The 18,834-nt window shown below is 69.3% G+C and carries 13 protein-coding genes; 5 read left to right on the top strand and 8 right to left on the bottom strand.

Features of this window, described 5'->3' with window-relative positions; all coding sequences use genetic code 11:
- Positions 1–51: 51 nt before the first annotated feature.
- The 4 genes from HNR57_RS04800 (at position 52) to HNR57_RS04815 (ending at position 6,481) form a co-directional block, all read left to right on the top strand.
- Entirely contained in the window at positions 52–1,269 is a 1,218-nt protein-coding gene (locus HNR57_RS04800) for a thiolase family protein (RefSeq protein ID WP_184556321.1), read from the top strand.
- Complete coding sequence (locus tag HNR57_RS04805; protein WP_184556324.1) at positions 1,266–3,395, top strand: 3-hydroxyacyl-CoA dehydrogenase NAD-binding domain-containing protein; 2,130 nt, start codon at positions 1,266–1,268, stop codon at positions 3,393–3,395. The genes HNR57_RS04800 and HNR57_RS04805 overlap by 4 nt, the downstream gene beginning before the upstream one ends.
- 162 nt (positions 3,396–3,557) lie before the next feature.
- On the top strand, positions 3,558–4,997 hold the full coding sequence (locus HNR57_RS04810) for a cellulose binding domain-containing protein (protein WP_184556327.1): 1,440 nt from the start codon (positions 3,558–3,560) through the stop codon (positions 4,995–4,997).
- A 59-nt stretch (positions 4,998–5,056) separates the two neighbouring features.
- Positions 5,057–6,481 carry a polysaccharide deacetylase family protein gene (locus HNR57_RS04815; protein WP_313672944.1) on the top strand — a complete coding sequence of 475 codons (1,425 nt, stop codon included), beginning with the start codon at positions 5,057–5,059 and terminating at the stop codon, positions 6,479–6,481.
- An 84-nt stretch (positions 6,482–6,565) separates the two neighbouring features.
- Here HNR57_RS04815 and HNR57_RS04820 read toward each other — a convergent pair whose 3' ends face one another.
- The 3 genes from HNR57_RS04820 to HNR57_RS04830 form a co-directional block, all read right to left on the bottom strand.
- On the bottom strand, positions 6,566–8,329 hold the full coding sequence (locus HNR57_RS04820; protein WP_184556333.1) for a glycosyltransferase: 1,764 nt from the start codon (positions 8,327–8,329) through the stop codon (positions 6,566–6,568).
- Positions 8,326–9,597 carry a nucleotide sugar dehydrogenase gene (locus HNR57_RS04825; protein WP_184556348.1) on the bottom strand — a complete coding sequence of 424 codons (1,272 nt, stop codon included), beginning with the start codon at positions 9,595–9,597 and terminating at the stop codon, positions 8,326–8,328. The genes HNR57_RS04820 and HNR57_RS04825 overlap by 4 nt, the downstream gene beginning before the upstream one ends.
- A 229-nt stretch (positions 9,598–9,826) precedes the next feature.
- Complete coding sequence (locus HNR57_RS04830; RefSeq protein ID WP_184556351.1) at positions 9,827–10,846, bottom strand: PLL family lectin; 1,020 nt, start codon at positions 10,844–10,846, stop codon at positions 9,827–9,829.
- An 81-nt stretch (positions 10,847–10,927) separates the two neighbouring features.
- On the opposite strand from HNR57_RS04830, the gene HNR57_RS04835 reads away from it, so the two are divergent.
- The gene (locus tag HNR57_RS04835; protein WP_184556354.1) at positions 10,928–11,299 is read left to right on the top strand and encodes a PIN domain-containing protein; all 372 of its coding nucleotides are present in this window, start codon (positions 10,928–10,930) and stop codon (positions 11,297–11,299) included.
- Between the two features lie 336 nt (positions 11,300–11,635).
- Here HNR57_RS04835 and HNR57_RS04840 read toward each other — a convergent pair whose 3' ends face one another.
- The 5 genes from HNR57_RS04840 to HNR57_RS04860 all read right to left on the bottom strand — a co-directional run bounded on the left by HNR57_RS04840 (position 11,636) and on the right by HNR57_RS04860 (position 18,780).
- The gene (locus HNR57_RS04840) at positions 11,636–13,150 is read right to left on the bottom strand and encodes an amino acid permease (protein ID WP_184556357.1); all 1,515 of its coding nucleotides are present in this window, start codon (positions 13,148–13,150) and stop codon (positions 11,636–11,638) included.
- Positions 13,151–13,304: 154 nt separating this feature from the next.
- Positions 13,305–15,227, bottom strand: a complete 1,923-nt coding sequence (gene dxs / locus HNR57_RS04845) for a 1-deoxy-D-xylulose-5-phosphate synthase (RefSeq protein ID WP_184556361.1) — start codon at positions 15,225–15,227, stop codon at positions 13,305–13,307.
- A 183-nt stretch (positions 15,228–15,410) separates the two neighbouring features.
- Positions 15,411–16,703 carry a sugar ABC transporter permease gene (locus HNR57_RS04850; protein WP_184556364.1) on the bottom strand — a complete coding sequence of 431 codons (1,293 nt, stop codon included), beginning with the start codon at positions 16,701–16,703 and terminating at the stop codon, positions 15,411–15,413.
- Positions 16,700–17,491 carry an ATP-binding cassette domain-containing protein gene (locus HNR57_RS04855; RefSeq protein ID WP_010033972.1) on the bottom strand — a complete coding sequence of 264 codons (792 nt, stop codon included), beginning with the start codon at positions 17,489–17,491 and terminating at the stop codon, positions 16,700–16,702. The genes HNR57_RS04850 and HNR57_RS04855 overlap by 4 nt, the downstream gene beginning before the upstream one ends.
- Before the next feature lie 188 nt (positions 17,492–17,679).
- Positions 17,680–18,780 carry a substrate-binding domain-containing protein gene (locus HNR57_RS04860; protein ID WP_184556639.1) on the bottom strand — a complete coding sequence of 367 codons (1,101 nt, stop codon included), beginning with the start codon at positions 18,778–18,780 and terminating at the stop codon, positions 17,680–17,682.
- Between the last annotated feature and the right edge of the window lie 54 nt (positions 18,781–18,834).

Below are 18,834 nucleotides of genomic sequence, written 5' to 3' on the forward strand. Positions count from 1 at the left end.
CTCAGCGCATCGCAGCAGCAATGCAGATCCTGACCCTGGAGGAGAGCCATCGTGCCTCGTACCGTCAGGGACGTCGTCTTCGTCGACGGCGTCCGCACCCCGTTCGGCAAGGCGGGCCCGAAGGGCATCTACCACGAGACCCGTGCCGACGACCTCGTCGTGAAGGCGATCCGGGAGCTGCTGCGCCGCAACCCCGGACTCGACCCGAAGAAGATCGACGAGGTCGCCATCGCCGCGACCACGCAGATCGGTGACCAGGGCCTGACCATCGGCCGCACCGCCGGGATCCTCGCGGGTCTCCCGCAGTCCGTGCCGGGCTACTCCATCGACCGCATGTGCGCCGGCGCCCTGACCGCCGTCACCTCGGTCGCCGGTTCCGTCGCCTTCGGCGCCTACGACGTCGCCGTCGCGGGCGGTGTCGAGCACATGGGCCGTCACCCCATGGGCGAGGGCGTGGACCCGAACCCGCGGTTCGTCTCCGAGAAGCTGGTCGACGAGTCGGCCCTGTTCATGGGCATGACCGCGGAGAACCTGCACGACCGCTACCCCCAGATCACCAAGCTGCGCGCCGACGAGTACGCCGTGCGCTCCCAGGAGAAGGCCGCCAAGGCGTACGCCAACGGCAAGATCCAGGCCGACCTGGTGCCGATCTCGGTCCGCCGCACCTCCCCCGAGGCCGGTGAGACGGGCTGGGGCCTGGTCACCGCCGACGAGCCGATGCGCCCGGGCACCACCCTGGAGAACCTCCAGGGCCTCAAGACCCCGTTCCGCGTGCACGGCCGGGTCACCGCCGGTAACGCGGCCGGTCTGAACGACGGCGCCACCGCCTCGCTCATCGCCTCCGAGGAGTTCGCGCGGGAGAACGACCTCCCCGTGAAGATGCGCCTGGTCTCCTACTCCTTCGCGGGCGTCGAGCCGGAGGTCATGGGCTACGGCCCGATCCCGGCGACGGAGAAGGCGCTGGCCCAGGCCGGCCTGTCGATCTCCGACATCGGCCTGTTCGAGATCAACGAGGCCTTCGCCGTCCAGGTCCTGGCCTTCCTCGACCACTACGGCATCGCCGACGACGACGAGCGCGTCAACCAGTACGGGGGCGCCATCGCCTTCGGCCACCCGCTCGCCTCCTCCGGCGTCCGTCTGATGACGCAGCTGGCCCGCCAGTTCGAGGAGCAGCCGCACGTCCGCTACGGCCTGACCACCATGTGCGTCGGCTTCGGCATGGGCGCGACGGTCATCTGGGAGAACCCGCACTTCGAGGGGGACAAGTGAGCACCACCGCCGAGCTTCTGAAGCAGGCTTCCGAGCTGTTCCCGGACGAGGTCGTCACGAGTGCGCACGTACGCCACTTCGACCTCCCCCTGGGTGCCGGGCGCTTCGCCCTGATCACCCTGGACAACGGCCACGACCACACCAAGCCGACCACCTTCGGCCCGGCCTCGCTGGCGAACCTGAACGCCGCGATCGACCAGGTCGAGAAGGAGGCCGCGGACGGCGAGATCGTCGGTGTCGGCCTCACCGGCAAGCCGTTCATCTTCGCGGTCGGCGCCGACCTCAAGGGCGTGGAGATCCTCAAGGAGTACGAGCACGCGCTCGCCATCGGCAAGGGCGGCCACGAGGTCTTCAAGCGGCTGTCGAAGCTGGCCGTGCCGACCTTCGCGTACTACAACGGCGCCGCGATGGGCGGCGGTGTCGAGGTCGGTCTGCACTGCACCTACCGCACCGTCTCCGCGGCCCTCCCGGCGTTCTCGCTGCCCGAGGTGTTCCTGGGTCTGGTCCCGGGCTGGGGCGGCTGCGCGCTGCTGCCGAACCTGATCGGCCCCGAGAAGGCCGTCTCGGTGATCATCGAGAACAGCCTCAACCAGAACAAGCAGCTCAAGGGCAAGCAGGTCTACGAGCTCGGGATCGCCGACGCGATCTTCGAGGGCGCGGACTTCCTGGAGCAGTCGCTGATCTGGACCGCCGCCGTCCTCAAGGGCGAGCTGGAGATCGAGCGCCCGGTGATCGACCGCGGCGAGGCCTGGGACCAGGCCGTCGCCAAGGGCCGCTTCATCGCCGACTCCAAGGTGCACGGCGCCGCCCCGGCCGCCTACCGCGCCCTGGACATCATCGCCGCCGCCAAGAACGGCGACCTCCAGCAGGGCTACGACGCCGAGGACAAGGCCCTCGCCGACCTCATCATGGGCGGCGAACTGCGCTCCGGTATCTACGCCTTCAACCTGGTGCAGAAGCGCGGCAAGCGCCCGGCCGGTGCCCCGGACAAGAACCTGGCCCGTCCGGTCACCAAGGTCGGTGTCGTCGGCGCCGGTCTGATGGCCTCCCAGCTCGCGCTGCTGTTCCTGCGCCGCCTGGAGGTGCCGGTCGTGCTGACCGACATCGACCAGGAGCGCGTCGACAAGGGTGTGGGCTACGTCCACGCCGAGATCGACAAGCTGCTCGGCAAGGGCCGGATCAGCCAGGACAAGGCCAACCGCCTCAAGGCGCTGGTGTCCGGTGTGCTGGACAAGGCCGAGGGCTTCTCGGACGCCGACTTCATCATCGAAGCGGTCTTCGAGGAGATCGGCGTCAAGCAGCAGGTGTTCGCGGAGGTCGAGGCGGTCGCCCCGGCGCACGCCATCTTCGCGACGAACACCTCCTCCCTCTCCGTCTCGGAGATGGCGTCGAAGCTGAAGAACCCCGAGCGGGTCGTCGGCTTCCACTTCTTCAACCCGGTCGCGGTCCTGCCGCTGCTGGAGATCGTGCGCGGCGAGAAGACCGACGACGCCTCCCTGGCCACGGCCTTCGCCGTCGCCAAGAAGCTGAAGAAGACCGCGGTCCTCACCAAGGACGCCCCGGCGTTCGTCGTGAACCGCATCCTGACCCGCTTCATGGGCGAGATCCAGAACGTCATCGACGAGGGCACCCCCGTCGAGGTCGCCGAGAAGGCCGTCGAGCCGCTCGGTCTGCCGATGTCGCCGCTGGTCCTGCTGGAGCTCGTCGGTCCGGCGATCGGCCTGCACGTCTCCGAGACGCTCAACCGGGCGTTCCCGGAGCGCTTCACGGTCTCCCCGAACCTCAAGGCGGTCGTCGAGGCGGGCAAGCGCGGCTTCTACGTCTACGACAGCGGCAAGCCCGAGCTCGACCCCGAGGTCGCCGCGCTGCTGAAGCAGGGCGACAGCGTCCTGACGGAGGAGCAGGTGCGCGAGCGGGTGCTCGACGCGGTGGCGCAGGAGATCGGCATCATGCTCGACGAGGGCGTCGTCGCCGAGGCCCAGGACATCGACCTGTGCCTCATCACGGGCGCCGGCTGGCCCTTCCACCTGGGCGGCATCACGCCGTACCTGGACCGCGAGGGTGTCTCCGAGCGCGTGAACGGCAAGAGGTTCCTGGCGCAGGGCGTCGCGAGCGTCCCGGCGTAACGCGTTACCCCTGAGGGGGGTGGGGCGTACGGTAACAATCCGTGCACCCGCCCCCCTTTCCGTATGCCGCCACGGATAGGATCCTCACACAATCCGACCATTGTTTACCTGACTCTGACGGTCTCCACCCCAGACCGCCGGGTGTCCTCGAAGGAGTCCTGCGTGGCGTCCCCTCGTCGCCGAACACCCCGACGCCGGGTCTGGCCCAAGATCAGGCTCCTGCTCCTCGTGGCGGTCGTGGCCGCCGGCGGCACGGCGCTCTACCCCGTGTGGAAGGCCGCGAACCCGGACCCGCCCGAGCTGAAGGTCCGCTACCGGACCGACACCCCGGCGACGGCGACGGCGGCCAAGCCGTCGCTGGAGGTCTTCAACGACACCGACAAGCCACTGCCGTTGAGCGATGTGACGCTCCGGTACTGGTTCACCGCCGACGGCTCCGCGTCGTACGCCTTCAACTGTGTCAACGCCGTGTTCGGCTGCTCCAACGTCGCCGGCCGGATCGTCGCGATGGACAAGCCCACGGACACCGCGGACCACTACCTGGAGGTCCGGTTCACGGCCGCCGCGGGTGACCTGAAGCCCGGTGCCAACAGCAAGGGCATCGACCTCCAGCTCTTCCGCACCGACCACGAGAAGCTGAAGCAGTCCGACGACCGCTCCTTCGACGCGGAGATGACCAGCTACAAGGAGGCGGAGAACGTCACCGCCTACAAGCGGGGCGTCCTCGCGTGGGGCGAGGAGCCGGACGGCACCAAGGCGAGCGACGAGAAGAAGACGGCGGCGAAGTCCGCGCCCGAGCCGCTGCCCGCCCCGCCCGCCGGGGTGCTGTTCGACGACTTCACCTACCAGGGTCCCAAGGACCCGGCCCTGTTCAAGCACGGCTGGCTGGTCCGCACCAGCAAGGGTGGCCCGGGCGTCGAGAACACCTGGTCCGCGAGCGGCGTCAGCTTCCCCACCGCCGAGGGCTCCCACGCCGACGGCCAGGTGCTGAACCTGCGGGCGAGCACGGACGGCACCAAGGCCGGGACGAAGCAGGCGAGCCTCGGCACGGCCGCCAGCAAGTTCCGCGACGGCACCTACGCGGCCCGCATCCACTTCAGCGACAAGCCGGCCACCGGGGATGCCGGCGACCACGTCAACCAGACCTTCTACACCATCGGCGGCAAGGGCTCGAAGTACAGCGAGCTGGACAACGAGTACATGCCGAACGGCGGCTGGGGCCGGCCCGGCCCCAAGCTCGACACCGTGACCTGGTACGACCACAAGACGAACGACCGGGTCTACGAGACCACGAACAAGAGCCTCGACACCTGGCACACCGTGCTGATCCGGGTGAAGGACGGCGTCGTCGCCTACTGGCTCGACGGCAAGAAGCTCTTCCTCAGCAACGGCAAGTACGCCCCGCGGGCGGACATGTCCGTGAACTTCAACCACTGGTTCATCGATCTGCCGTTCAAGGGCGAGCGCGCCTGGGACATGAAGGTGGACTGGCTTTACTACAACGCGAACGAAACCCTGTCGGCGAAGCAAGTGCAGTCCGCTGTCGAGGACTTCACCGACGAGGGTGTGAACTACTTCGACACAGTTCGGGAGTCCCGGTGAGGAACAGGCGGTCCGGCGCCCACAGGCACGCTGCCGAGGCAACGGAGAACAAGCCGGTGGTGAGCAGGCGCTCCGCCCTGCTGATGGGCGGTACAGGAGGCGTCGCCATGGCCGGCGGCGGTGCGTGGCTGGGCAAGGTGGTGGCGCAGCCCGCCGCCGCCCCGGCCGCCGGGGCCGGCATCGGAGGCCTCACCACGCCTCCCCTGTACGCCCCCTCCGGCCGCCGGCCCAAGTACCGCCGGGCCAGTTGGTCCCAGCAGTTCCAGTCGGGCCACGGCTGGACGCCCGGGGGCGCGGGCACCGAGTCGGCCGAGGCGAACGACAAGTCCGCCTTCGTGCGCGGCACCCAGTCGGTCCGGGTGACCACCAATGGCACCGGCAAGCAGAGTTACGTCCGCAAGACGGGCATGCCGGCGATGAGCCTGACGGGCAAGATGATCCGGCTGGTCTTCCGCGTCGACGACGTCACGAACCTGGCCAAGTGCGTCTTCTACCTGGGCAGCGGTTCCCTCGCGAACCACTTCGCCTGGACGCACCACCTCCACTCCAAGACTTCCGCGAACTACGTCCAGTCCGGGGAGTGGGTGACCGTCCACCTCCAGTGGGCGGACGTCAACGCGGCGGCGGGCACGTACTCCATCGGCGCCAGTGGCAAGCCCTCCACGAAGACCGGCTTCACCGACATGTCGTTCGCCGTGTACGACAACGCGGGCGGTCCGGTGACCTACCGGCTCCAGGCCGTCGAGCTGATACCGGACACCGTCTCGGTCTTCCCCAAGGGCGTCGTGTCCATCACCTTCGACGACTCCCACAAGTCGGTCCACGACCTGGCCCGGCCGGTCATGGACCGCTTCGGCTTCCCCGGCACGGTCTACAACATCGCCGACGCCATCGGCACCGGCAGCTTCCTGACGCTCGACCAGATGCGGTCGATGCAGGACTTCTCCGGCTGGGAGATGGGCGGCCACTCGTACGCGAACGCCGTCCACACGGCCAGTTACCCCAAGCTCACCGCCGAGCAGGCCGACGACGACTTCCGCAAGCTGCGCGAGTGGCTGGTCTCCAACGGCTTCACCAGCGAGCACTTCGCCTATCCGCACGGCGCGTTCCAGAAGACGTCCGACGGGGTCCCGGTCGACCAGATCGCGAGCCGGCACTTCACCACCGCCCGGTCGATCATCTCCGAGACCATCGAGTCGTTCGCCCCGGCGATGCCGTACCGCCTCAAGGCGCTGACGGGCATCAACGACGGCACGGGCATCGGCGGTACCGCCCTGTCGAAGCTGACGGGCGCGGGCGGCAAGCTCGACCGGTGCGTGAACAACGGCGACTGGCTGATCCTGTGTCTGCACAAGGTCGTCGACGGCGCTCCCAAGACGAGCACCGAGATCGGCACCGCGGGCCTGGAGGCGCTGATGAAGGCGATCGAGGACCGGGACATCCCGGTGCTGACGGTCGAGGAGGCCATGGCCTCCTACACCTGAGGCCCGGCGTACCGGCCCGCGAGGCCCGGACGCACAAGAGAGGGGCGGCCCCCCGGCCGCCCCTCTCTCCGTTCCTCCGCGGCTCTACCAGCCGCCCTGCCCGTAGCCGCCCTGGCCGTGTCCCTGGCCCTGTTGCCACGACGGGTCCTGGGGCGGATATCCGCCCTGCTGCGGGGCGTGGTGGCCCGGGTACTGCTGCTGGTACGGGTCGTGGTGGCCGGGGTACTCGCCCTGCCACTGCGGCTGCCCGGCCGGCGCCGGCGCCCCCCAGCTGACGCGCTGCTGCGGAACGGCGGCGTGCTGCTCCTCGTCGTACCCGGGGATCGGCTGCGGCTGGGAGGGGATGCCGCCCGCCGGGCGCGGCCGGGTGCGCAGCGCCACGCCCTCCAGGCGCATCAACTGGAGCGTCTCCGTGACCTTCTTGTCGGAGTACGGGTCCTCTTCCTCGAAGATCTCCGTCACGTCGTGCTCGTGGTCCCCGGCCACGGACACCTCGACACCGCCCTGGCGGGTGCCCCAACTGCCCTTGTGGAGGGTGAACAGGGCGTAGAAGCGCAGCGGGGTCAGCAGCGTCAGCTGGATCACGCCGTAGATCGGCGCGAGCAGGAACATGCCGAAGCGCTTGATGAAGCCCATGCCGCGGCGCGGGAAGTCGAGGTAGCGCACATTGCGCAGGTAGCCCATCAGGACCATGAAGACCAGGTAGTCGCCGATGTGGTTGACGAACTGCTGGGGCTTCATGATGGGCAGGATGACCATCGAATAGAACATCGCCGAGCCGAAGACCAGCCACAGGGCGAGTTCCATGCAGGTCAGCCAGAAGGCCGGCCGGTACTTCTTCTGGTGCCGGAACGCCCACAGCGATTCGCGGAAGAAGGACTTGTTCCAGCGCACCTGCTGGCGCAGGAAGTGCGGCAGCTTCTCGGGGACGGCCGTGTAGCCGACGGCGGTCTCCTGGAAGACGACCTGGCCCTCCATCAGGCAGTAGTTGGTCATGCGGCGGTCGTCGCCGAAGACGGCCGGCTTGCCCAGGAACTGCTGGTTGAGGAAGTCCGGCAGGTACTTGCGCACCAGCGTGCCGCGGTACGCGGAGAGCGCGCCGCAGCAGCACAGCACCGACTTCAGCCGCGAGTAGGCGGCCCGCTCGAACAGGAACGAGTTGCCGTAGCGCAGGTCCTGGAGACGCGTGAAGATGTTGCTGTCGTGGTTGAGCGCGAGCACCATGCCGGTGGAGGCCATGATCTTCTCGTCGGCCAGCGGCAGCAGCAGCTCGCGCACGGTGTCCCGGGACAGCACGGTGTCCGAGTCGACGCAGAGGAAGATGTCGGAGTACGGCGCGGCCTCGAAGCCCAGCGCCAGCGCCTCGCGCTTGCCCTTGTTCTCGGGCTGGACGCTGACGGTGTACTTGACGCCCTTGGCCTCGAACTCGCGGCGCAGCTTCTTGGCGGCCCGGATGCCGGAGTCGTTGGCGCTGGCGTCGTCGATAATGTGGATCTCGTTCGGCAGGCGGCTCTGCGCGAGGAGGCTGCGCATGCCCTGCTCGAACATCACCGGGTCCTCGTTGTAGATCGGGATGACCGCGGTGACCCAGGCGTTCTCCAGGTACTCCAGTTCCTCCCGCCCGGCCTTGGCCGGACGGTAGAAGAGGGCGCCGAACATTTTCAGGGCCAGCAGGCCCATGGCGCCCATCGAGTACAGGTGCAGCGAACCGGCGTCGAGCCGGGTGGCGATCAGCGCGGCCAGGCCCAGGAAGACGAAGTACGAGACCTTCAGATGCCGCCGCTTCCGGTGCGCTCGACGCCCACCGGAGTCGACGGCACCGGGTATGAACGTATCTTCGGAAGTCACAGCTTGACCACCCGCGGGTGGTCGGCGGATTTGCCCCGGGTGTCGAAGAGCGCCCGGGCGCGGTCGGCCAGCTCGTCGAGGTCTATCTCGCGGTGCGGCTGGAGCAGGATGGTGAGGTCCGCGGTCTCGGCGGCGGCGAGGTAGTCCTCGGCCCGCTCGACGGGGTCACCGCCGACGCGCCAGTCCTCGACGCGCGGGTCGAAGTAGACGAGTTCGGCGCCGCGGGCGAGGAGGTTCTCCGCGACGGCCAGGGCCGGGCTCTCGCGCTGGTCGGAGATGTCCGGCTTGTAGGTCACGCCGAGCAGCAGGACCCGGGAGCCGCGCACGGCCTTGCCCTGGTCGTTGAGGAGATCGGCGGCCCGGTTCACCACGTGCACGGGCATGCGCTGGTTGATCTCCTGCGCCAGCTCCACGAACCGGAACGGGATGCCCAGCGAACGCACCTTGTACGACAGGTAGTTGGGGTCGATCGGGATGCAGTGCCCGCCGACGCCGGGGCCGGGGTAGAAGGGCGCGAACCCGAACGGCTTCGTCGAGGCGCACCGGATGGCGTCCCAGAGGTCGACACCGATCTCGCGGCAGAACATCGACATCTCGTTGACGAGCGCGATGTTGACGTGCCGGTAGGTGTTCTCCAGCAGCTTGGCCATCTCGGCCTCGCGGGTGCCCTTGGCCTCGACGACCCGGTTCACGAACCGCTCGTAGAGGGCGCGGGCGGCCTTGGTGCAGTCGGCCGTGATGCCGCCGACGACCTTCGGCGTGTTCTCCAGGCCGAAGGAGGCGTTGCCCGGGTCGATGCGCTCCGGGGAGAAGGCGAGGTGGAAGTCGACGCCGACCCGCAGGCCCCCGGCCTCCAGACGCGGCCGGACGACCTCGTCGGTCGTGCCCGGGTACGTCGTCGACTCCAGGACCACGAGCGTGCCGGCGGTGAGGTGGGCGGCGATGTCGTCGACGGCGGCGTGCACCGCGCCGAGGTCCGGCGCTCCGTGGTCGGTGAGCGGCGTGGGAACACACACCACGACCGCGGCGGCGCCGGCGATCACGTCCGCACGGTCGACGGCCTCGAAGCCCTGCTCCAGCATGGCGCGCACTTCGGCGTCGGTGATGTCGTCGACGTGTGAACGGCCGGAGTTCAGTCCGTCGACCACCCGTCGGCTGCGGTCGAGACCGACCACCTTCAGGCCCGCGGCAGCGGCGGACCTGGCCAACGGCAGCCCCACGTAACCGAGTCCGACAACGACAAGATCCACCGTGGAGGATCTGCTCACGACATCATTCCCCAACCCCGTTGCAACGGCGTCGGCCAGACGCAGCTGCAACCGGCCCCCCGAGCAAATCGAACAAGTCCGATGAGGTTAACAAGACCTTCACTTTTTGACCACGTTCACCCGAGGTGCGCCTTGTCACGCACACATCTGTACAACCCTTGACACACCCCATGTGTCTGGTGCGTCAAGAGCCTCAAAATGAAGAGGCCTGTTCCATTTCCGGCGGGGGTCAGATCTCCCGCCAGGCCTCCAGCGCGAGCCCCGGTTCGTCCTTGCGCCGGGTGAGCAGCACGGTCCCCGCCGAGGGCGACACAGAGGCCGCGACGACCTCCCCGTGCTCGTCGAGCGCCACCGACACCACCGCGTCGGCGGGCAGCCGGGGCCCGGACTCGGTCCACCAGGCGCCGGCAGGCTCCTGCTCGGTCGGATACGCGGCGAAGGCGACCCTGGCGCTCGCCGACCGCTGCACGAGCACGGTGCAGTCGTGCCCCTCGATCTCACACCGAACGGCGGAGACCGGGCCGGGGCCGGCGGATGTGAGGAGGGTCACCGGCTTCTCGCCGGGCCGCCAGGCGCACAGGTCACCCGAGCTGTCGGTGAAGAAAAGGGTGGTGTGCTCGGCGGACGTGGCGAGCGCGCGCAGGGTCCCCGGGCGGACGGGTACGTCGACGCCCTCGGTCCGCACCGGCCGCTTCCCGTCCCCCTCCTGCCGCCAGTGCAGGATCCCGCCGGGGACGGCGGCGTACAGCTCCACCAGTCCCGATTCCCCCGTCACCGCGGCCAACTCGCCCTGGACGTCCTGCCCTTCGAGGTTCTGCCAGGAGCTCCAGCCGCCCTTGACCTTCTGGTTGCGCAGGCTCACCCCGCCGTTGCCGTTCCGGACGAAGACGTAGCCGCGCCCCGCGCCGTCGACGGCTACGGCCGGCGGGCCCGTCCGGTCGCCCTTCTGGTCCGGGTGCCCGATCGGGACCCAGTCCAGGGCGGCGAGCCCGGGCCGGAAGTGCGTGGAGTGCACGAGCCCCGACTCCCCCGGCACGGTGGGCCGCCAGGCGGCCAGATGCGCGTACCCGTCCCTGCCCTGGCCGACCGCCGCGCCCGGGTGCAGCTTCTGGCTGCCGCCGACGGTGCGGGGGACGTCCTCCCAGGGGCCGGCGGGGCCGCGTTCCGCACGGCAGAGGACGGCGTCGCCGGAGGGCAGGTAGACGGTGAGGCGGCCGTCGCGGCCGCGGAGGAGCCAGTCGCCGTTCACCTGTTCACTTTATGCGGCCGGCGGGGCCCGGCGCTCCGCCCGGCCCCGCCGGGCGCACATCCGCCGTGCGACCCTGGCCACATGAACGCCCACACGCCTGTCCTGGTCGTCGTCGACGCGGCGAACGTCGTCGGGTCGGTGCCGGACGGCTGGTGGCGGGACCGCAAGGGTGCGGCGGAACGGCTCCGCGACCGGTTGGCGGTGGAGGGGGTCCCCGCCGTGCCGGGACCGGCGGAGATCGTCCTGGTGGTGGAGGGGGCGGCGCGGGGAGTGGAGTCCGTGCCCGGGGTGCGGGTGTCTTCGGCGCCGGGCAGTGGGGACGACCACATCGTCGAGGTCGTCGCGTCGGCCGGTGACCGCCCCGTCCTGGTGATCACGGCGGACCGGGAGCTGCGGAGGCGGGTCGGGGAGCTGGGGGCGGACGTGGCGGGGCCGCGATCGGTTCGCCCGTAGGTGCTCGGCGCCGGGGCTGGGGCGGGGTGGGTCCGCAATCCGGCGAAGCGGGGTGCAGCCTGCGCCCTCCCGTGCCGCCCTGGGGGCACCTCCCAGGCCCCTAAGGCACTGAGGGAGGCACCATTTCCCGCAGTTGGGCGGGGACGCGCGGGCCCGCCCCCACGCGCCCGCACCCGCCGTCGTACGCAAGGGGCCGTGTCGGGGGGTGCCCGCCCGCAGCGGCTGGCGCGTCAACGGACAGTCAGTCGGTGTCCGGCTCCATCGCGCCGTTCCGGGGACGGACACCCCCCGGCGCGGCCCCGCCCCACCCCCGCTGAGAAGGCGAAGCCGAGCCGCTTACGGCGTGCCTCCACCCACGCTCGGCTGCTCCTCTCCCGACTCCTGGCGTGCGAGGCGGCTGTGCGTGCGGCCGTACAGGAAGTAGACGAGGAAGCCGGCGGCCATCCAGATGGCGAAGCGGACCCACGTCTCGGCGGGCAGGTTGATCATCAGCCACAGGGACGCGCAGACCGACAGGATCGGGATGACCGGCACCCACGGGGTGCGGAAGGCCCGGGGCAGGTCGGGGCGGGACTTGCGGAGGATGATCACGCCGATGGCGACGACCACGAAGGCGAACAGCGTGCCGATGTTCACCAGGGCGGCGAGCTCGGTCAGCGGCGTGAACCCGGCGAGGATGGCGATGATCACACCGAGCAGGATGGTCGGCCGGTGCGGCGTCTTGAACCGCGGGTGGACACGCGAGAAGAACCGCGGCAGCAGCCCGTCCCGGCTCATCGCGAAGAACACCCGGGTCTGGCCGAGCAGCAGGATCATGCAGACCGTCGTCAGGCCGACCGCAGCGCCGAAGCTGATGAAGCCCGCGAACCACGGATGCCCGGTCGCCTTGAACGCGTCGGCGAGCGGGGCGTCGACGGACAACTCGCTGTAGTGCTGCATGCCGGTGACGACGATCGAGACGAGGACGTACAGCGTCGTGCAGATCGCGAGGGAGCCGAGGATGCCGCGGGGCATGTCGCGCTGGGGGTTCTTGGTCTCCTCGGCGGCCGTGGCCACGACGTCGAAGCCGATGAAGGCGAAGAACACGACCGAGGCGGCGGTGAAGATGCCCATCACGCCGAAGTTGGAGGGCGCCCAGCCGAACATGAGCTGGATCAGCGGGGAGTCGAGACTTGCCCCGGCCTCCACGGGCTGCTCCTTCGGGATGAAGGGGTCGTAGTTGTCACCCTTGATGAGGAACGCGCCCGCGATGATCACGACCAGGACGACCGTCACCTTGATGGCGACGACCAGCGACGTGATCCGCGCCGACAGCTTCATGCCGAGCACGAGGATCCCGGTCAGGACGAGGACGAGCGCGGCGGCGAGGATGTCGAACCCGAAAGCGTCGGCGCCCTCCCGGCTGCCCAGGCCCGCGGGCATCACCCAGCCCGCGTTCTCCATGAGCGACTGGATGTAGCCGGACCAGCCGACGGCCACCACCGCCGTACCGAGTGCGAACTCCAGGACGAGGTCCCAGCCGATGATCCAGGCGGGCAGTTCACCGAGGGAGGCGTACGAGAACGTGTAGGCGGACCCGGCGACCGGGACCGTGGACGCGAACTCGGCGTAGCAGAGGGCGGCCAGGGCGCAGGCGATGCCGGACGCCACGAACGCCAGAGCCGTCGCGGGCCCGGCGTTGTCCTTGGCTACGGTGCCGGTGAGTACGAAAATGCCGGTGCCGATGATCACACCGACACCGAAGACGGTCAGATCCAGCGCGGACAAGGACTTCTTGAGCGCGTGTTCTGGCTCCTCGGTATCGAGGATGGACTGCTCGACCTTCTTCGTCCGGAAGAGGGTGCTGCTCACGGGATACCTCCCACGCTTGTCGTCCTCGACATGATCGAGAGGTGGCACCATCCGTATGCCCCGGCACGGGCCAATTCACGCCAATGGGCCGGTTTCACCACCCTCACGGTGGTGAAACCGGCCCCTGCCGAACCCGTTCAGCGGGCGCGCCCGCTCAGTCGCGCGCGGCGTCCACGGCATCCGCGGCGCTGCGCTCGTAGCGCCCGTCCAGCTTGGCGACCAGACCGGTCACCTGCCGGGCGATGTCCGGCGCGGTGAGCCCGATCTCGGCCAGGACCTCCGCGCGGGAGGCGTGGTCGAGGAAGCGCGGCGGGATGCCGAAGTCCCGCAGCGGCACGTCGACGCCGGCGTCGCGCAGCGCCTGCGCGACCGCCGAGCCGACGCCGCCGACGCGGCTGTTGTCCTCCACGGTGACGACCACGCGGTGCTGCTCGGCGAGCGGGGCCAGGGCCTCGTCGACGGGCTTGACCCAGCGCGGGTCGACGACGGTCGTGGAGATGCCCTGCTTGTCGAGCAGGGCGGCGATCTCCAGGCACATCGGCGCGAGGGCGCCGACGGAGACCAGCAGCACGTCCGGCCGGTCCGTGCCGGGCTCGCGCAGCACGTCCATGCCGCCGACGCGGCGCAGGGCCGGTACGGCGGGGCCGACGGCGCCCTTGGAGAAGCGGACCACGGTCGGCGCGTCGTCGACGGCGACGGCCTCACGCAGCTGGGCACGCACCTGGTCGGCGTCGCGCGGCGCGGCCAGCCGCAGGCCGGGCACGACCTGGAGGATCGACATGTCCCACATGCCGTTGTGGGAGGCACCGTCGGTACCGGTGACCCCGGCCCGGTCGAGGACGAAGGTGACGCCGCACTTGTGCAGGGCCACGTCCATCAACACCTGGTCGAAGGCGCGGTTGAGGAACGTCGCGTACACGGCGAACACCGGGTGCACGCCGCCGGTGGCCAGGCCGGCCGCGGAGACGGCGCCGTGCTGCTCGGCGATGCCGACGTCGTAGACCCGCTTGGGGAAGCGTTTGGCGAACTTGTCGAGGCCCACCGGCTGGAGCATGGCGGCCGTGATGGCGACGATGTCCTCGCGCTCCTCGCCGAGCTTGACCATCTCCTCGCCGAAGACGGACGTCCAGTCGGCGCCGGAGCTGGCGATCGGCAGGCCCGTGTCGGGGTGGATCTTGCCGACGGCGTGGAAGCGGTCCGCCTCGTCCTGGAGGGCCGGCTGGTACCCGCGGCCCTTCTCGGTGAGGCAGTGCACGATGACCGGCCCGCCGAACCGCTTGGCCTTGGCGAGGGCGGACTCCAGGGCCTCCAGGTCGTGTCCGTCGATCGGCCCGACGTACTTCAGGCCGAGGTCCTCGAACATGCCCTGCGGGGCGATGAAGTCCTTCAGCCCCTTCTTCGCGCCGTGCAGGGTGTCGTAGAGCGCCTGGCCGACGACCGGGGTGCGCTCCAGGACCTCCTTGGTACGGGCCAGGAAGCGCTCGTAGCCGTCCGTGGTGCGCAGGGTCGCCAGGTGGTTGGCGAGGCCGCCGATGGTCGGCGCGTAGGACCGCTCGTTGTCGTTGACGACGATGACGAGCGGGCGGTCCTTGGCGTCGGCGATGTTGTTCAGCGCCTCCCAGGCCATGCCGCCGGTCAGCGCGCCGTCACCGATCACGGCCACGACGTGGTCGTCGCGCTCCAGGATCTGGTTGGCCTTGGCGATGCCGTCGGCCCAGCCGAGGACGGTCGAGGCGTGCGAGTTCTCGATGACGTCGTGCTCGGACTCGGCCTGCGAGGGGTAGCCGGACAGGCCGCCCTTCATCTTCAGCTTCGAGAAGTCCTGGCGGCCGGTGAGCAGCTTGTGGACGTAGGACTGGTGGCCGGTGTCCCAGAGCACCTTGTCCCGGGGCGAGTCGAAGACCCGGTGCAGGGCGATGGTGAGCTCCACCACGCCGAGGTTGGGGCCGAGGTGACCGCCGGTCTTGGAGACCGCTTCGACGAGGAAGCTCCGGATCTCCTCCGCCAGCTGGTTCAGCTCCTCCAGGTTGAGCCGGTCCAGATCGCGCGGTCCCCTGATACGGGTCAGCAGCGGCACCCGTGCCTCCTTGCAGTAGAGCTGTTGCCGGGCTTGTCGAGTCTAATGTTCCGCCTCCGCGGGCGGCGCCGAGGCTGTGCGTCGTACGTCACGCGTTCGGCTCTACCCATGGTGCGCCACCGCTACGACACAGCTGTGCCCGGTACCTGGGGAGGTACCGGGCACAGGAGGTGTTCCTCGGCGCTACGCGCGCCCTGCGGTCTTCTGCGTCTTACGGGTGACGGCGTCGATGACGACCGTGGCCAGCAGCACACCACCGGTGATCATGTACTGCACCGGGGAGGCGATGCCCTCCAGGGCGAGGCCGTACTGGATCGACACGATCACCAGGACACCGAGCAGCGCGTTCCAGGTGCGGCCACGGCCGCCGAACAGCGACGTGCCGCCGATGACCGCCGCGGCGATCGCGTTCATCAGCAGGTCACCGCCGCCGGCGCCCTGGTTGGCCGCCGCGATCTTCGAGGCGATGAACAGACCGCCCACCGCGGCGAAGGTGCCGGAGATCGCGAACACCGAGATCCGGACCATCTCCACGTTGATGCCGGCCCGGCGGGACGCCTCGACGCTGCCGCCGAGCGCGAACACCTTCCGGCCGTACGCCGTGCGCCGCAGCACGAAGTCCGTGACCAGCAGCACCACGATGAAGATCACCACGGCGAGCGGCAGGCCCTTGTACTGGTTGAAGACGACGGCGACGGTGAAGGCGAGCACCGCCAGCAGGACCGTCCGCACGATGGTCTCGCTCAGCGGCCGCGACGGCACGCCCACGGCCTCGCGGCGCCGGTTGCCGAGGAAGGAGCTGAGGAAGAACCCGGCGGTCACCACCGCGGCCAGACCGTAGGCGGCGGCCACGTCGGAGAAGTAGTAGCTGGTCAGCTGGGCCACGACCCCGTCGGGGTCGAGGTTGATGGTGCCGTTGTCGCCGAGGATCTGGAGCATGAAGCCGTTCCAGAACAGCAGACCGGCCAGGGTGACGGCGAAGGCGGGCACGCCGATCTTCGCGAAGAAGAAGCCGTGCAGCACGCCGGCGACCGTGCCGGTGAGGATGGCGAGCACGAAGGCGAGCCACTCGTTCATGCCGTTGGTGACGTTCAGCACCGCGAAACTCGCGCCCGCCACACCGGAGACCGAGCCGACCGACAGGTCGATCTCGCCGAGCAGCAGCACGAACACGATGCCGACGGCGATCATGCCGGTGCCGACCATGGCGACGGACATGTCGGACAGGTTGCCCGCGGTGAGGAAGTTGGAGTTCAGGCTCGTGAAGATGAGCCAGATGATGGCCAGGCCGATGACGACCGGGATGGAACCCAGGTCGCCGGACTTCATCTTCCGCTTGAACTCGGAGACATAGCCCTTGAGGCCCTGCTCGCGTACCAGCAGCCGCGGGTCGACCACCGTGACGGCGGCCTTGGCCGCCTCGGGGTTCTCCACGACGTGCTCGTCCGGAGCCGCGGAGGTCTTGTCGGTGCTCACTTGGAAACCTCCCCGTTCGTGCGCGCCGCACGGCGGGTCACGGCGTTGTCGGTGGCGCCGGTGATGGCGGAGATGATCTCTTCCTGCGAGGTCGACTTGACCTCGAAGACGCCGTTGTTGCGGCCGAGGCGCAGCACGGCGACCTTGTCCGCCACGGCCTTCACGTCGGCCATGTTGTGGCTGATGAGGATCACGGCGTGGCCGCGCTCGCGCAGCCGCTCGACCAGGTCGAGGACCTGCGCGGTCTGCTCGACGCCGAGGGCCGCGGTGGGCTCGTCGAGGATGACCAGCTTGGGCTCGCCGAGCATGGAACGGGCGATGGCCACGGTCTGGCGCTGACCGCCGGAGAGCGAGGCGATCGGGATACGCACGCTGGGGATGCGGATCGACAGCGTGTCGAGCAGCTCGCGCGAGCGGCGCTCCATCTCCACCTCGTCCAGGACGCCGCGCTTGCGGATCTCCCGGCCCAGGTAGAGGTTGCCGACGACGTCGATGTTGTCGCAGAGCGCGAGGTCCTGGTAGACGGTCGCGATGCCCAGGTTCTGGGCGTCGTGCGGCTTGTTGATCTGGACGGACCTGCCGTCCCATTCGATGACACCCTCATCGATGGGGTGCACGCCGGCGATCGTCTTGACCAGCGTGGACTTTCCGGCTCCGTTGTCGCCGACCAGGGCGACCACCTCACCGGCGTGGACCTCAAGCTCTACGTCGGTGAGCGCCTGAACGGCACCGAACCGCTTGGAGACCCCGCGCAACGCCAGCACGGGCGTAGCGGACACGTGAACCATCTCCTTCGCCGCCTGACCCGGCGGGAGGTTGTGCAGAAGTGTGGGAGGAGTGATCCGTCCGGCGCCCCGCGTAGCTTGCGGGGCTGATGTGGCGGGGCGCCGGAGGAACTCGGGGGCAGCCTGTCCCCCGCACGGAGTCACGGGAGTCCGGTCCGGACTCCCGTGCCCTCAGGGGACTTGGTGGCTGCTTAGTTGAGGCCGACCTTGTCGCAGGCGGCCTTGTACTTGCCCGCGCAGATCTCGTTCACGGTGTAGATGCCGTCCTTGATGACGGTGTCCTTGATGTTGTCCTTGGTCAGCGAGACGACCGGGACGAGGACGGAGGGGACGGCCTTGGTGGTCGGGCTGTCGACCTTGTCCTTGGCGATCGAGTCGAGCGACTTGCCCTGGGCGAGGGCGACGGCCATCTCGGCCGCGACGTCCGCCTCCTGCGGGTAGGGCTTGTAGACGCTCATGTACTGCTCACCGGTGACGATGCGCTGCACACCGGCGAGTTCGGCGTCCTGGCCGGTGACCGGGATGTCGGCGATGCCGGCGGCCTTCAGGGCCGTGATGATGCCGCCCGCCATGCCGTCGTTGGCGGAGTAGACGCCGACGATCTTGTCCTTGCCGAGGGCGGAGATGGCGCCCTCCATGTTGGCGTTGGCGTTCTCCGGCTTCCACTCCTTGGTGTCGTACTCGCGGCCGATCTTCACCTTGCCGTCGAGCACGGAGTGCGCGCCCTTCTTGAACTGGGCGGCGTTCGGGTCGGTGGAGGACCCGTTCATCATGACGATCTGGCCGTCCTTGGCCTTGCCGCCCAGGGCCTTCAGCAGGGCCTCGCCCTGGGTCTTGCCGACGGTCTCGTTGTCGAACGAGGTGTAGGCGTCGATCGGGCCCTCGGCCAGGCGGTCGTAGGCGACGACGGGGATGTCGGCGTCCTTGGCCTTCTTCACCGCGCCGGCGATCGCCTTGGAGTCGACAGCGTCCACGATCAGCACGTCGACCTTGTTCGACACCATCGTGTCGACCTGCTGGTTCTGCTTGGCCGCGTCCTGGTTGGCGTTGGCGTAGACGACCTCGCCCTTGCCGTTGGTGAGTTCCTTGACCTTCTCCTCGATGAGGGGGCGGTCGAACTTCTCGTAACGGGCGGTCGCGTTCTCCGGAAGGAGCAGGCCGACCTTGATGTCGTCGCCCTTCTTGGCGGACCCGGTGGAATCGGCGTTGTCGCCCGACTCCTTGGCGCTGCCACAGGCAGCAAGCGAAACAGCCATCGTACCGGCGGCAAGAGCAACAGCGGCGCGACGCATACGCGTGTTCACTTCAAAAACCTCCCTGACGAGGCCGCGACATTGCGGCCGAGG

The organism is Streptomyces paradoxus, from assembly GCF_014202475.1.
GTDB classification, from domain to species: Bacteria; Actinomycetota; Actinomycetes; order Streptomycetales; family Streptomycetaceae; genus Streptomyces; species Streptomyces paradoxus.